Genomic DNA, 14119 nt, shown 5'->3' on the forward strand with positions numbered 1-14119 from the left:
GATTAAAGTATAATATAAGTAGGGTATTTATTCTATAAAAAGGGAGAGAGTTTATTGAAAAAAATTGCAATTTTTTTATTTTTTTTATTCCTATTACTTATTCCTATTAATGTTTCAGCTAGCCCAAAATCATATAATATAGAAAACCTTAATATTAATGCTGAAATTAAAGAAAATGGAGATTTATATGTGGATGAAATATTTACATATAAATTTAATGGTGATTTTAATGGGATTTATTTAGATTTAAATTTAAAAGGCTCTGAAGGATATGATATTTCTGAAGTTAATGTTATTGACTCAACAGGTGAGTATATTTTAGAAAAACAGGATGATGCATCTAATAATAGCTTTGAAATTCTAGAATCTAATGATAAAGTACAAATAAAGATTTATTCTAAAAGCTCTAATGAAGAAAAGAAATTTAAAATTCGCTTTACTGCTAAAAATGCAGCAGAAAGGTACCAAGATTATTCTTCTTTATATTGGAGTTTTTATACAGCTTCTGAAGATTATCCTGTAAATAATGTTAGTTTAAGTTTAAAACTTTCAAATGATAAATTTAATAATAAAGATTTATATTATACAATTTTTGGAGATGGTAGCTTTAATACTGAAACTACAGAAAATAATATTATATTAACTGGCGAAAATTTAACTTCTGATTTAGGAATTAAATTGAGATTTCAGAAAAGCTATTTAAATACATCTCCTATAGAAAGTAATTACAATGATGCTAAATTCCAAGATGAAGATTTTAATCCAATATATTTAATTTATCCTATTTCATTAATTACTATAATTGCATTAATATTTTTCATTATTCATAAACATAATAAAAAACTATTTAATAAAGCATTACAAGAATATCGTTCTCAATATGTATTTTTAAAAGAAGATTTATTACTTTACCCACCTTCTAAAGAAAGCCCAACTATAGTTGCTTATATTTATAATAGAGATAATATATCTTGGTCAATTGTTCCATCAACTTTATTATATCTTGCTAATATTGGAGTATATAAATTAAATACTTCTTTAGATGAAAATAGTAAAGTTGAAAATATGACTTTTACAAGAGTAAAAGATATTGATTCTTGTAAGTATCCTCATTTAAAAATACTGATTAATTGGTTTAAAAGATATGAAGATGATAACAAAGAATTTAATCTTCTATCAATAAAGAAACTAGTAGAAAAAAGCACAAGAAAAGCGAAAAGATTTAATAATTCTTATTATGATTTCATTAATCAAATAGATATAGATGGAAGAAGACTTAATCTATTTACTACTATTAGAAATAAAGAAGTATTAAATAATGAAGCTTATAATGAATTCTTAAAATGGCAGGCATATAAAAATCATTTAATATCTTTATTAGAAAAGAAAGATCTATTTAATATTAAGGAATCTATAATATATTCCTCTGCATTAGGAATTGATTATGAAGACTTAGATATTGAATTTAAAGATAACAATAATAATAAAAATAATTATGGTTATTATTATTTTAATAACATGTTTCTATTTAACCAAATTCATTCTTCAGCAGAAAATACTATAAATCAAAGTAATGATAGTAGCTTTAATAACTTTTCATCTGGAAGTAGCTTTACAGGTGGTGGCGGTGGAGGCTCTGGAGCATTTTAAATAGGAGGCTGTCTAAACAGCCTCCTTATTTTTTATTATACTAAATCAGATAATTGAAATCTGATTACTTTTTCTAATTCATCTAAATTTACTTCTACTTGATAACCTATTTTTCCTGCACTAAAAATTATTGTATCAAGTTCCTTTGCTGAAGCATCTATAGTTGTCTTAAAGAATTTTTTCATTCCTATTGGTGAACATCCACCATGAATGTACCCTGTAAGAGATAATAGATCTTTAGACTTTATCATTTCAATAGATTTTTCTTCAACACTTTTAGCAGCTTTTTTTAAATCTAACTCTTTTTCTACAGGTATCATAAAAACATAATAGTTTTTTGACTTTCCAACTGTAACAAGAGTTTTAAATACTTGATTTGGATTTTGCCCTAGAACATCGGCAACTTCAACTCCACTTATTGCATCAGTATTTACATAAGAATAACTCTTATAATTAATTTTCTTTTTATCTAAAATTCGCATTACATTTGTTTTTTCTTCCATATAGTTTCCCTCCAAATAAGATAATTATATCACTTTTAATAAATAATTCTATTTATAATTAAGCAAAATTAATTAAAACTGAATTACTTAATTATAAATGATATATATAATTTGAAGGTTCTATATAAAAAAATTGTTGTTTAAAATTATTTTTATGTTGTTACATTTGCTCCTCCATTTACATGTATTGTTTCTCCAGTAATGAAACTAGCTCCTTCACTAGCTAAAAATACATATGCTTCTGCCAGTTCAACTGGTTGAGCAGGCCTTTTCATTGGATTATCTTTTCCAAACTTTGCTACTTCTGATGCATCAAAGGATGCTGGAATAAGTGGTGTCCATACAGGACCAGGTGCTACTGCATTTACTCTTATTCCTTTATTAACTAAATTTATGGCTAATGAACGAGTAAAGGATGTTAGTGCTCCTTTAGTCATAGAATAATCCATTAATGTTTCATTTCCATTATAAGCAGTTATAGAAGTTGTATTTATAATACAATCACCCTTTGATAGATGCTTAAGTACTTCTTTAGTAACATAAACAGCTCCAAAAACATTAGTTTTAAAAGTTCTTTCTAATTGTTCTTTAGTTATATCTTCTAATTTTTCACATACATGTTGTTCTGCTGAATTATTTACTAAAATATTAATTTTATTAAATTTCTCTTTTATTTTATTTATAGCATCTATACAAAATTCTTCATTACCTATATCACCACTTAATAAAATACATTCTCCGCCTAATGATTCTATTTCTTTTTTTGTAATCTCTGCATCTTCGTTTTCATTTAAATAAATAATGGCTATTTTTGCTCCTTCTTTAGCATAGGCAATAGAAACTGCTCTTCCTATTCCACTATCTCCACCAGTAATTACTGCTACTTTATCCTTAAGTTTTCCATGACCTGGAGTATTAGTTTTATATACTGGTGTTGGATTCATAACTTCTTCTTTTCCAGGTTGTACATCTTGCTCTTGAGCTGGAATTTTATTTGTAAACTCTGTATTCATTATTTCTCCTCCTTAAAACTACTTTTTTCTCCTAATCTTTCTCTTCTTACACTTTCAATATAGTTTGTTTTATTAACTATATTTTCTTCGAATCTTTTTACAGCAATTTTAGTAAAATTGCCAACATTAATTAAATCCATCAAGTTATCATCCAATTTTCCGCCTCCTCTCTTTATATATTTTTGTATTATTTTTAATAAATTATACTTTATTAATAAACAATAATATATTAATTTTAAAAATATTCATAATATTGTAATAAAATGATATAATACTTTTATTATTAAATTATCTAGAGGTGGACTTATATGTATTTAAATGAAATAAAAAAAGCAAAAGAAAATATAAAAGATATTATTACCAAAACTCCTTTAATACATAGTAATATTTTTTCTTCAATTAATAATTGTTCAGTATACATGAAATGTGAGAACTTACAAGTAACTGGAGCTTATAAAATTAGAGGAGCTCTTAATAAAATTAGATCTTTAAGTGAAGATGAAAAGTCTAAAGGTGTTGTTTGTTCTTCAGCTGGTAATCATGCTCAAGGAGTAGCTTATGCAGCAAATCTTCTTGGTGTAAAGTCAACTATAGTTATGCCAAAAAACACTCCTTATTTAAAAATTCAATCTACTCAAAATTTTGGCGGAAATGTAGTATTAAATGGTACCTGTTATGACGATGCTTATTTAAAAGCAAAATCCATTGAATCTGAAAATGATTCTATTTTTATACATCCTTTTAATGATATGAATGTTATTTATGGACAAGGTACAATAGCTTTAGAAATATTTGAAGACCTTGAAGATATTGATGTAATAATATGTCCAATCGGAGGTGGTGGACTAATTAGTGGAATCTCCTTAGCTACTAAAGAAATAAATCCAAAAATCAAAATAATCGGTGTACAAGCTGAAGGTGCTAACGCCATGGAACAAAGCTATAAATCAGGAAAAATGATATCTTTACCTTCTGTAAATACTATTGCTGATGGTATTGCTGTCAAATCTCCTGGAGAATTAACTTATAGTTTAATAAAGGAATATGTAGATGAAATTGTAACAGTATCAGATAAAGAAATTGCTGAAGCATTTTTAATTTTATGTGAAAGGCATAAATTATTAGCAGAAGCATCTGGAGTTGCATCCTTAGCTGCATTAAAAAAATTAGATTTAAAAGATAAGAAAGTTGTTTCAATAATTAGCGGTGGTAATATTGATATGTTAACTATATCCTCTTTAATAAGTGATGGTTTAGTTGAAAGAGGACGACTATTTTGTTTTTCTGTAGAACTTCCTGATATTCCTGGTCAACTTCAAGAAATATCAAGGATATTATCTGAATTAAATGCAAATGTTGTACAATTAGAGCACAATCAATTTAAAGCTTCTAATAGATTAAAAAACGTGTTGTTAGAAGTTACTGTTGAAACTAATGGCAATGATCATATTGAATTAATTAAATCTGAGCTATATAATAATGGTTTTAAAATCAATCAAATGTATTAAGGAGCTGTTTAAAACAGCTCCTTATTATTATCTTAATTTTTTTCTTTTTTTATTCATTTTTTTATATAACTTTGCATTTTGAATAACATCCATGAAATCATCAGCTATTTCTACTAGAATCATACCTTTAGCTTTGCCTTTTTTCATTGTTCTTTTCATGCTTCTCATTAGTTTATTCTTCATAATTACTACCTCCTAAGGTTGTACTTCAGTATTATTTTCCCCTTAAGAGTATATTTTATTATTTAAACTATATTACATATTATAGAATTTATAAAGTCTTCTTTTTTTGATTCCAAATACTCACCATAATAATCAGTACTATTTTCTATTTCTTTTCCTATTTTATTAAGTAAGAAGTTATTAATATCCTGACAATATCTTAAATCAATTTCTTCTTTAATACTTCTAAATTCTTCTAATCCACCATTTTTTCTATACTTTCTTATAAGTGAATCTAAATAAGTATTATATTCTTTAATTTTATAAGATATCTTTTCTATGTACACTTTTTTATTTTTTATATAATTTTTTTCATAATCTAATTTTAACTTAAGCAATTCATTAACTGTATATTCATTATCCATAACTTTAAATATAACTTTTTCTCCTTGGAAAGAACTATTTAATATATAGTTAGCTAAATCTCCATTATCTTTAAATTCATTTAATAAAGATTTTCCTCCAACTATTTCTATGGCTTTTTTTAATTGCTTAATTTTTTCTTCTATTACTTTATTGTCTATAGTTAGCATGTTTTTCTCCTTAAAATAATATTAAATGTAATATTCTTTAATATTATATATCCTAAGAAGTATATTGTCTATTTCTTATATAAGATTTATGCAATTTACATCTAAGCTATAAGTAACATCTTTACGTTCAACTATAACCTTTATTTTATTTTTTATTTCTTCATCCTCCATAACTTTATCTAGAAGTTCTTTAGTTGGATTTATAGCATATGGTATCCCTACAGATTTAAACATAGTTATATCTCCTGATGTATCTCCATAAGCATAACTTTTACTTAAATCAATATTATATTTCTTTTCAAATTCTTTTATAGCAGACAACTTACTTTCATGATCCCACATTGGTATAACTTCTCCACTATATTTATTGTTACTGTCTAATTTATATATAGTTCCTTTATAATCATCCATATTATATTTTTTAGACATTTCTTTAACTAATTCACTAGGAGAACCAGAAATTGCTATTACAATGTGTCCTTGATCCTTATGCCATTTAATTCTTTCTCTACTAAAAGTATAAACTCTATCACCTTTTTGTTCTATAACCTTATTAGCTATATAGTCAATATGGTAACTATTTATTCCTTTTATAGCTTCAGTATATATGTCTACCATCTTAAGTAAATAAGTGTCGTAGTCCCCTTGTCTTTTATCCCATTTTAAATAGGCAGGTCTTACATCTTTATACCACTTATTTTCACTTACTAATTCATACTTAATAATTTTTTTAAAAACTTCGGTAATTAATCCTTCTCTATATATTGTTCCATCAATATCAAAAAATGCTGCTATATTTTTCATAAAACCCCTCCATTTCTTTTTTATATTATACTATATTATATATCATTTTTTCTAAATTTCCATAATAATTGGTATAATTGTTGGTCTTCTTTTTGTTTTATCATAAATAAATCTTTCTAATGCCTTTTTTATATTAGTTTTAATTAAATACCATTCTAAGATTTTTTCATCTAAACAATTTTGTAATTCTTCAGTTGCTATTTCTTTAAGTTCATTTATCAACTCTTCTGATTCCTTTACATAAACGAAACCTCTAGTTATAATATCAGGTCCAGCAATTATAGCATAACTTTCTTTCTCAATAGTAACAACTATGTTAACTAATCCATCCTGTGCTAAATGCTTTCTATCCCTTAAAACTAAAGTGCCTACATCTCCCACACCTAATCCATCTACTAAAATTGTACCTGAAGAAACCTTTCCATCTAATTTAGCCTCTTCTTTATTTATCTTTAATATATCTCCTCTTTCTAGTATGAAAATATTCTTATTATTCATTCCAAGTGTCATTGCTAAATCTTTGTGATGCTTTAAATGCCTATATTCTCCATGAACAGGCATAAAATATTTTGGTTTTATTAATCTATGCATTAGTTTAAGTTCCTCTTTATAGGCGTGGCCTGAAACATGAACTTCTTCTAAATCTTCATAAATAACTTCTGCACCTTTTTTAAATAGTTCATTAATAACCTTTGAAATAAGCTTATCGTTACCTGGTATAGGAGAAGCTGATATTACAAATAAGTCATCCTTTTGAATTTTTATTTTTTTATGATTTCCATAGGCAATTCTTGCTAATGCAGCCATTGGTTCTCCTTGGCTTCCTGTAGTTATAATAGTTATATTTTCATTATTATAATTATTTATGTCATCAATTTCAATAATCATATCTTGTGGTATATGTAAGTATTCAAGTTCTAAGGCAAGCTTAGATATGCTTTCCATGCTCCTACCTGAAAAAGCTATTCTTCTATTATTTTCTAAAGATGAATTTACAATTTGTTGCATTCTATGAATATTGGAGGCAAAAGTAGCTATAATTATTCTACCTTTAGCGCCACTAAAAATTCTATTAAATGTATTTCCTATAGATTTTTCTGACATTGTATATCCACTTCTCTCAACATTGGTACTATCAGCCATAAGTAATAATACCCCTTCTTTCCCTATAGTAGATATTCTATCTAAATCTATTACTTTATCATCAATAGGTGTTAAATCTATTTTAAAATCTCCTGTGTGAAATATTATGCCAAGAGGAGTTGTTATTGATAAGCAACATGATTCTGCAATACTATGTGTACTTTGAATAAATTCAACACTTAAACTTTCAAATTCCACTTTTGAGCCTGGGTCTACAGTAATTAATTCAGTAGTTTCTAGTAGATTATGTTCTTTAAGCTTTATTTCAATTATAGCTAGTGCTAGTTTACTTCCATATATAGGTGCATTTAGTTGTTTTAATATATAAGGTATTGCTCCTATATGATCTTCATGTCCATGAGTAATAAAAAATCCTTTAACTTTACTTTTATTTTCTATTAAATACGATATATCTGGTATTATAAGATCTACCCCATACATTTCTTCATCTGGAAAAGCAATACCACAATCTATTACTATTATTTCATCTTCTACTTCAATAGCTGTTATATTTTTACCTATTTCACCAACTCCACCTAGTGGAATAATTTTTATTAAACTTTCTTTTTCCATAAAAAAACCTCCTATTCTCTTAAGAGTAGTATTACCCAAAAATATATTTAAAATAAATAATGTAAAAAAATAATGAAGCTGTTAAAACAGCTTCATTATTAGTTACTATAATATAAATTTTTACTTTGGTACTCTGGATCGCAAGTTATATCTATTTCAAGTCTTCTGAAGGTTTGATCATCATTGTTAGAAATAATAGCTGTTGAATGGGCTTGGCAACCTTTTAAACATTGTAACTTATTTAAAGCAGCTTGTGCTGTTGGATTAGTGGCAGCACAAATACTTAAAGCTATTAATATCTCTTCACAATTTAAGATAGTATTTTTAATACCTAATGTATTACTTTTTAGGTTTTGTATTGGTTCTAATATAACCGGTGATATTAAATGAATATCATCATTAATATTAGCAAGATACTTAATGGAGTTTAAAATTACTGCTGCTGGTGCATCCATTATTTCTGACTCTCTACCATTAATTATAGTACCATCATTTAATTCTAAGGATACTACTGAATAAATATCATTTTTATTATGTTCAATTTTTTTCTCTAAAGAATAGTTTCTTGCTTCAATTACAACTTTTCTATCACTTTCCTTTAGATTTAATTCTTCCATTATTAGCTTTGCTCTATCTGCAGTATCCTTATCTATGTATCCTTTTTTATATTCACAAATTGTTTTAAAGTACCTTCTTATTATTTCTTGTTTAGAAGCTTCTTTAACTATGTCATCATCTATAATTCCAAAACCAACTCTATTTACACCCATATCTGTTGGTGATTTATATATTGATTCTTTTCCAGTTATTTTTTCTATTATTCTTTTTAAAACAGGAAAACTTTCTATGTCTCTGTTATAATTAACAGCAACTTCATTGTAAGCATCAACATGAAATGAATCTATCATATTTACATCCTTTAAATCTACAGTAGCAGCTTCATAAGCTATATTTAATGGATGTTTTAAAGGTACATTCCATACAGGAAAAGTTTCAAACTTTGAATATCCCGCAACATTACCTCTTTTATTTTCGTGATATAATTGGCTTAAGCAAGTTGCTAACTTTCCACTACCAGGACCTGGTGCAGTAACTACAACTATTGGCTTAGTAGTTTCAATATATGGATTTTGTCCATATCCTTCTTCACTAACTATCGTATCTACATCTGTTGGATATCCAGCAGTTGCTTTATGCTTATAAACTTTAATTCCTCTTCTTTCAAGTTTGTTAATGAAAACTGTTGTAGCAGGTTGTCCATCATATCTCGTAATGACAACACTATTAACATCTAATTCATAAGATCTAAAATCATCTATTAATCTTAGTACTTCTAAGTCATATGTAATACCGAAGTCCCCTCTTATTTTGTTTCTTTCTATATCCCCAGCATAAACACAAATAACAACTTCAACTTTCTCTTTCAATTTCTGAAGTAGTTTTATTTTAGCATTTTCATCAAACCCTGGTAAAACTCTTTTTGCATGTAAATCATACATTAATTTTCCACCAAACTCTAAATATAGCTTATCGTAATTATTTACTCTTTCTAAAATATATTTAGATTGTTCTTCTAAATACTTTTTATGATCAAATCCTACTTTCATATTTCTGCCTCTTTTCTATATTTTTAACTTCCTTCATAAGTAATAATTATACCTCAAATAGATTAGTGTTTCTATAAAAAAATAATAAGCATATATAATTTTATATACATATGCTTATAGGTAAAATCATTATCATTTTCCCAGTTATATTACATTTTGGCCTTTTAGGTAAAATTATATTTTTAGCTCTAAGTATGTTTAAGTATGGTTCAATTGATTCTAAAACTTTTTCATAATATTCTTCTTGGGATGATTTTCTTAATAAACTAATACATTTATCAGTATCCTCTTTAATCATCATCACTTTACCAAATATTTTGCAAGAACATTGAATAAAATCAAAAGTATTATATCCATTATTAACAAAATTATTTTCATTAATTGTTAGAACTATAGAAGTATCAGAATTTTTTAAAACTAAATCAGTAGTTCCATTTTTTGTGATTTTATTTTTTAAACCATCCAAAAGCCTAGTAATAATTCCAAAATCTAAAACTTTTACAATATCTTTTTCTTTATTTAGATATGCATTTAAAAAATCAACTCCATAACAATTTAAACTATCTATTAATGTATCTATATATAAAGGAATAGAAACTTCTTGAACACAGCCAGTTATTTCGATATAATCTCCAACTTTTATATTATGATCTTCTACTGATTTAAAATTTATGGCATTTATAACGTTATTATTTTTGTACATGTTGGTTAACAAGTCATTATGAAGAGTGAATACTGTAGTTATCTTCTTTATTTCTTGCTCATTTCTGTCAAAATCTCTGCCTTCTAGTCCTAAAACTCGTTCTGAACCATCTTGAAAATGTTCTTCACATATATTATGTCTGCTTTTATATCCAGAAATTTTATCTTTTTGATTTTTGTAATCTAATGCATTTGAATTTCTATCACTTATTCTAGCATTTCCTCCTATTGTTCTATCTCTAATTCTTCTATATGTTCTTATATCAATATACCCATTTAATGATAATGAGTTTAAATTTTTAATTAATAACTCATCTAAATAAACAAGTAAATCTAACATAATTTCCTCCTAGGAATACATGCTATACACATATTATATTAATTTTTTAGAAGTTTAATAACTAATTATTTTTCTTTATTTTTTATTCGTAAGAATATTTTCAAGCTCTTTTATTAATTCTTTATCACTTTCTTGTATTTCCAAAATTCCCGAATTACTATCTTCAATTATTTTTAATATTGTTAATTCATCTTCTAATTCTTTTATTTTTTTCTCTAATTCTAATTTATTCTTTCTTGATAATTCAAAAGAATATACTTCTTCTTCACATACAGCACAAGTACCATATAATTTATTATAAGTTACCTTACCAATATTAAAATCTTTAGTTTCTTTTTTTCTTCTAATAATTATTGGTTGAATTTTTTTACACTTTTCACAAAAACATTTTTTCTCAAGCATCTTTTCACCTCTAATATATTCTAACATATTCTTATTATCTTTACTTTATTATATACTATTAACTAAGATAAAAGGATGCAAATTAATGCATCCTTTTATTACATTATTACCAACATCCACCTAGTAACAATAACCATAATAATGGCCAGCCACAACCGCCACCGAATCCACAACCGCCACCAAAGCCGCCTCCAAATCCACCGCAGCCACAGTTATTAAATCCACAGCCACCACAGTTATTGAATCCACCACAGCCACATCTACATCCACAATTGTTACTACAGCAACATCTGCTTCTTTTTGACATGTTTATCAACTCCTACTCTTTTGTTTACTATATACTATTCTTTTAGTTTTATTTTGGTACTGTTTATATTTTTATTAGTTTTTTATCATTTACGAGTATATCATTTAAGAACATTTTATTTAATTGTAAAAATAATTCTTTTATGTTAATATATTTTTATAAGGAGGTATTTATATGGAAAAAAGAAATAGATTAGTTGCTCCTAGAAATGTTGTAAATACTAAAATGCTCTATAGCTTTTATATACTAAAAGAATTGTCTAAAGGCAATACTATTTTTGGAAATAAAGTACTTGAAGAATTTAGAAATAAATTTTCTACTACTTCATTACCATTCCCCGTATCTTCCAGTACAATATATGAAACCCTATACGATCTTGAAGTAAAAGGCTATGTTACAAGTACGTGGACTGGAGATGAATTTTTAAATAAAAGAAGTAAAAAAATATATTCTATTACTGATAGTGGCATAGAATATTATAAAAATCATATTGCTGACTATATTAATAATTTAAATAAAACAAAAGCTACTTTAGATACTATGATTAATATGTTAAAATAATTTTTTAAATATTATCATCTTTTCATAGCAATACAAATATTATAGTTTATATATTATTTTCCAAGGAGGAGCTATGAAAAAACAAGTTAATATTGAAGATTATGAAAAAAATCATTTTTATTTTCATTCAATTGAAAAATTATTAAGTTTTTATTCATTAAAAAGTTACTATTTAACGCTTAAATTTGAAGATATTAATTTAAGTAACTATAAATTTATTTCTGTATTTTTAAAAAACATTAAAACCCGTGAAGTTCTTAAGTGTGCTTCTAAAATAGAAGATAATTCTTTAGTTATAAATTTAAAAGCCTTAAATGATCTATGTACAAATTATGAATATAGCATAATAGTTACTTTAGAAAACTATAATTATTCTACTACTATTTATCCACGATTAAAGACTATTGATAAAAAAGAAAACTCTATTATCTCATCCTCTGCTAATTCTAATATACAATGGTTTTTAAGGATTTTAGAAAATGGGAAGTTAAGATTATCAACTATATATTTATTTAATAACTTAGAGAAAGATAATACTAAAATTACAATATAAAAATGGTACATAGTTCTATGTACCATTTTTAATAATATTTTGAATTTAATTGTTTTAAATAACACTCCTCAGAGCAATAAACATTTAATTCTTCATCACTTATATATGCTTGTCCATAATTTATTACACTATTACAAACAAAACAAATTAAATCCTGATTACTCTCTTTTTCATCACTAGTATTTTCTTTATTTAGCTTATTAAAAATACCTTTTATTTTATACATAAACCCACCCACAAACAATAATAACTATGTTTATGTTATTATCGGTATATTTATGTTATTATTTAATATAACTTATTTATTTGGGCTATTTTTATATACTTACTAATATTTTCAATGTCATTATAGAATAAAGGGAATCTCAAATTATAATTTCCCCATATTGTGATTGGATATTTATAAAAATAAAATGTAATAAAGAATAATTCTCTAGTACATAATTTTGTTAATAATTTAATATAAATTTTGTTATTAACCTTATAATAAGTATCATTATCATTAACTTCATTAATAACTTCTTCAAATAATATATTATCTTCAATACTCAAGTTATTTTTTATAAAATTAATACTCTCATAATTTAACTTATTTTTATAAAAATCAATAATCAAGTTTCCTTCATTTAAATCATAAAATTCTTCAAGAGCCTTAATAAAATTTTCTTCATTTTCCTTATCTAGCCTCTCATTATTAATGGGTGATAGTTCTATATACTTATAATTATCAAAACCATCTAGAATATTATTAAATCTAATATTTATAATATTTTTAAAATTAAAATTATTAATTGGTTCTAAACTCATTACAATCTCCTTAGGATATTTTATTCCATTTATTAAGTTGAACTCTTACTTCTTTTATAAGTTCATTCAAGTTATCACTTTCAATTTCCATTGATTCATTTAACGTATTATTTTTTATAATTTGCTTATACATAATTACTTTACTATGATCAATGTTCCAAAGTTCATAAATTCTACTTTTTTTAATATCCATTTATATCACCTTTACTTATTATACTTTAAAAATAGCTTTTAAATTTCCATCTTCGTCAACTGATGAAATTCCTATCTTACTTTTAATAGTGTCACTATCTTTAAATAAATATGCATTATAGTGAAAAATATTTTTTATTACATCTCTTACATTATATATTATCAATACTTCATACTTAGTAGATTTTAATGATGTACTAATAATATTATTTAAAAAATCTATTCTATTGAAAGATGAAACTTCCAATATAAGCATATACCTTATGTTAGGTTTTAAATTAACTTTATTAATTAAATTATGTATTACTGATAGATCCTTAGTTAAGTCTATTTCCCTTATTATATTTAATTTCGTTGATGAAGTACTAATAGTATTAAACTCATATTCCTTCCAATCTATTTCAATGTTTCCGTCATCACTCTTTTTGCTTGAGACAAAATATCCTAATAATTTACCTAATGTAATAAAATATCTATTCTCTTGGTTTATTATATCTTTACTTTTGCTGCCTATACTTAACCCTAAATTGACATAATTTCTTATGAAACCATTAAATAATATCATTAAATCTATGTCCATTATACATCCTCCTTTGTTAATAATTATACTTATATTCTAACATTTATTTCATAAATTCACCACTTTATATTTATTTAATGCTTATTTACGAGTATATTATTTAAGAATGTTTACCCTTA

The 14119-nt window shown here is 25.1% G+C and carries 19 protein-coding genes; 4 read left to right on the top strand and 15 right to left on the bottom strand.

What is annotated here, in order from left to right; translation table 11 throughout:
• Nucleotides 1–54 precede the first annotated feature (54 nt).
• Nucleotides 55–1650: a DUF2207 domain-containing protein gene (locus tag ACFYH6_RS09925; RefSeq protein WP_416178525.1), complete on the top strand. Its 1596-nt coding sequence runs from the start codon at nucleotides 55–57 to the stop codon at nucleotides 1648–1650.
• Nucleotides 1651–1685: 35 nt separating this feature from the next.
• Here the strand turns inward: ACFYH6_RS09925 and ybaK are convergent, their stop codons facing one another.
• The 3 genes from ybaK to ACFYH6_RS09940 form a co-directional block, all read right to left on the bottom strand.
• A complete protein-coding gene (ybaK, locus tag ACFYH6_RS09930; protein ID WP_416178526.1) occupies nucleotides 1686–2153 on the bottom strand; it encodes a Cys-tRNA(Pro) deacylase in 468 nt (155 codons plus the stop codon).
• A gap of 152 nt (nucleotides 2154–2305) precedes the next feature.
• On the bottom strand, nucleotides 2306–3166 hold the full coding sequence (locus ACFYH6_RS09935; RefSeq protein WP_416178527.1) for an SDR family oxidoreductase: 861 nt from the start codon (nucleotides 3164–3166) through the stop codon (nucleotides 2306–2308).
• Nucleotides 3166–3321: a hypothetical protein gene (locus ACFYH6_RS09940; protein WP_416178528.1), complete on the bottom strand. Its 156-nt coding sequence runs from the start codon at nucleotides 3319–3321 to the stop codon at nucleotides 3166–3168. The genes ACFYH6_RS09935 and ACFYH6_RS09940 overlap by 1 nt, the downstream gene beginning before the upstream one ends.
• A gap of 153 nt (nucleotides 3322–3474) precedes the next feature.
• On the opposite strand from ACFYH6_RS09940, the gene ilvA reads away from it, so the two are divergent.
• A complete protein-coding gene (gene ilvA, locus ACFYH6_RS09945) occupies nucleotides 3475–4674 on the top strand; it encodes a threonine ammonia-lyase (protein WP_316344806.1) in 1200 nt (399 codons plus the stop codon).
• 27 nt (nucleotides 4675–4701) lie between these two features.
• On the opposite strand, the gene ACFYH6_RS09950 is transcribed toward ilvA, so the two are convergent.
• From ACFYH6_RS09950 to ACFYH6_RS09985, 8 genes are all read right to left on the bottom strand, one after another.
• Nucleotides 4702–4857: a hypothetical protein gene (locus ACFYH6_RS09950; RefSeq protein WP_316344807.1), complete on the bottom strand. Its 156-nt coding sequence runs from the start codon at nucleotides 4855–4857 to the stop codon at nucleotides 4702–4704.
• Between the two features lie 62 nt (nucleotides 4858–4919).
• Entirely contained in the window at nucleotides 4920–5429 is a 510-nt protein-coding gene (locus ACFYH6_RS09955) for a hypothetical protein (protein ID WP_316344809.1), read from the bottom strand.
• Nucleotides 5430–5504: 75 nt separating this feature from the next.
• A complete protein-coding gene (locus ACFYH6_RS09960; RefSeq protein WP_316344810.1) occupies nucleotides 5505–6233 on the bottom strand; it encodes an HAD-IB family hydrolase in 729 nt (242 codons plus the stop codon).
• A gap of 51 nt (nucleotides 6234–6284) precedes the next feature.
• Nucleotides 6285–7949 carry a ribonuclease J gene (locus ACFYH6_RS09965; RefSeq protein ID WP_416178529.1) on the bottom strand — a complete coding sequence of 555 codons (1665 nt, stop codon included), beginning with the start codon at nucleotides 7947–7949 and terminating at the stop codon, nucleotides 6285–6287.
• Between the two features lie 98 nt (nucleotides 7950–8047).
• On the bottom strand, nucleotides 8048–9556 hold the full coding sequence (locus tag ACFYH6_RS09970; RefSeq protein ID WP_316344812.1) for a DUF1846 domain-containing protein: 1509 nt from the start codon (nucleotides 9554–9556) through the stop codon (nucleotides 8048–8050).
• 100 nt (nucleotides 9557–9656) lie between these two features.
• Entirely contained in the window at nucleotides 9657–10598 is a 942-nt protein-coding gene (locus ACFYH6_RS09975; RefSeq protein WP_316344813.1) for a hypothetical protein, read from the bottom strand.
• Nucleotides 10599–10673: 75 nt separating this feature from the next.
• Nucleotides 10674–11000 carry a hypothetical protein gene (locus tag ACFYH6_RS09980; RefSeq protein WP_316344815.1) on the bottom strand — a complete coding sequence of 109 codons (327 nt, stop codon included), beginning with the start codon at nucleotides 10998–11000 and terminating at the stop codon, nucleotides 10674–10676.
• Nucleotides 11001–11106: 106 nt separating this feature from the next.
• Complete coding sequence (locus ACFYH6_RS09985; RefSeq protein WP_416178530.1) at nucleotides 11107–11307, bottom strand: hypothetical protein; 201 nt, start codon at nucleotides 11305–11307, stop codon at nucleotides 11107–11109.
• 174 nt (nucleotides 11308–11481) lie between these two features.
• On the opposite strand from ACFYH6_RS09985, the gene ACFYH6_RS09990 reads away from it, so the two are divergent.
• Together ACFYH6_RS09990 and ACFYH6_RS09995 are read left to right on the top strand one after the other, a co-directional pair.
• Nucleotides 11482–11868, top strand: a complete 387-nt coding sequence (locus ACFYH6_RS09990; protein ID WP_316344817.1) for a PadR family transcriptional regulator — start codon at nucleotides 11482–11484, stop codon at nucleotides 11866–11868.
• Between the two features lie 73 nt (nucleotides 11869–11941).
• A complete protein-coding gene (locus ACFYH6_RS09995) occupies nucleotides 11942–12421 on the top strand; it encodes a hypothetical protein (protein ID WP_316344818.1) in 480 nt (159 codons plus the stop codon).
• 28 nt (nucleotides 12422–12449) lie between these two features.
• On the opposite strand, the gene ACFYH6_RS10000 is transcribed toward ACFYH6_RS09995, so the two are convergent.
• From ACFYH6_RS10000 to ACFYH6_RS10015, 4 genes are all read right to left on the bottom strand, one after another.
• Nucleotides 12450–12647: a hypothetical protein gene (locus ACFYH6_RS10000; RefSeq protein ID WP_316344819.1), complete on the bottom strand. Its 198-nt coding sequence runs from the start codon at nucleotides 12645–12647 to the stop codon at nucleotides 12450–12452.
• Nucleotides 12648–12709: 62 nt separating this feature from the next.
• Nucleotides 12710–13228: a hypothetical protein gene (locus tag ACFYH6_RS10005; RefSeq protein WP_416178531.1), complete on the bottom strand. Its 519-nt coding sequence runs from the start codon at nucleotides 13226–13228 to the stop codon at nucleotides 12710–12712.
• A gap of 10 nt (nucleotides 13229–13238) precedes the next feature.
• Nucleotides 13239–13421 (bottom strand): hypothetical protein, encoded by a 183-nt coding sequence (locus ACFYH6_RS10010; protein WP_316343456.1) that lies wholly within the window; start codon nucleotides 13419–13421, stop codon nucleotides 13239–13241.
• Nucleotides 13422–13439: 18 nt separating this feature from the next.
• Nucleotides 13440–14000 carry a hypothetical protein gene (locus ACFYH6_RS10015; protein WP_316343455.1) on the bottom strand — a complete coding sequence of 187 codons (561 nt, stop codon included), beginning with the start codon at nucleotides 13998–14000 and terminating at the stop codon, nucleotides 13440–13442.
• Between the last annotated feature and the right edge of the window lie 119 nt (nucleotides 14001–14119).

It is taken from the genome of Clostridium sp. HCS.1 (genome assembly GCF_047900555.1).
Classification (GTDB): Bacteria; Bacillota; Clostridia; order Clostridiales; family Clostridiaceae; genus Clostridium.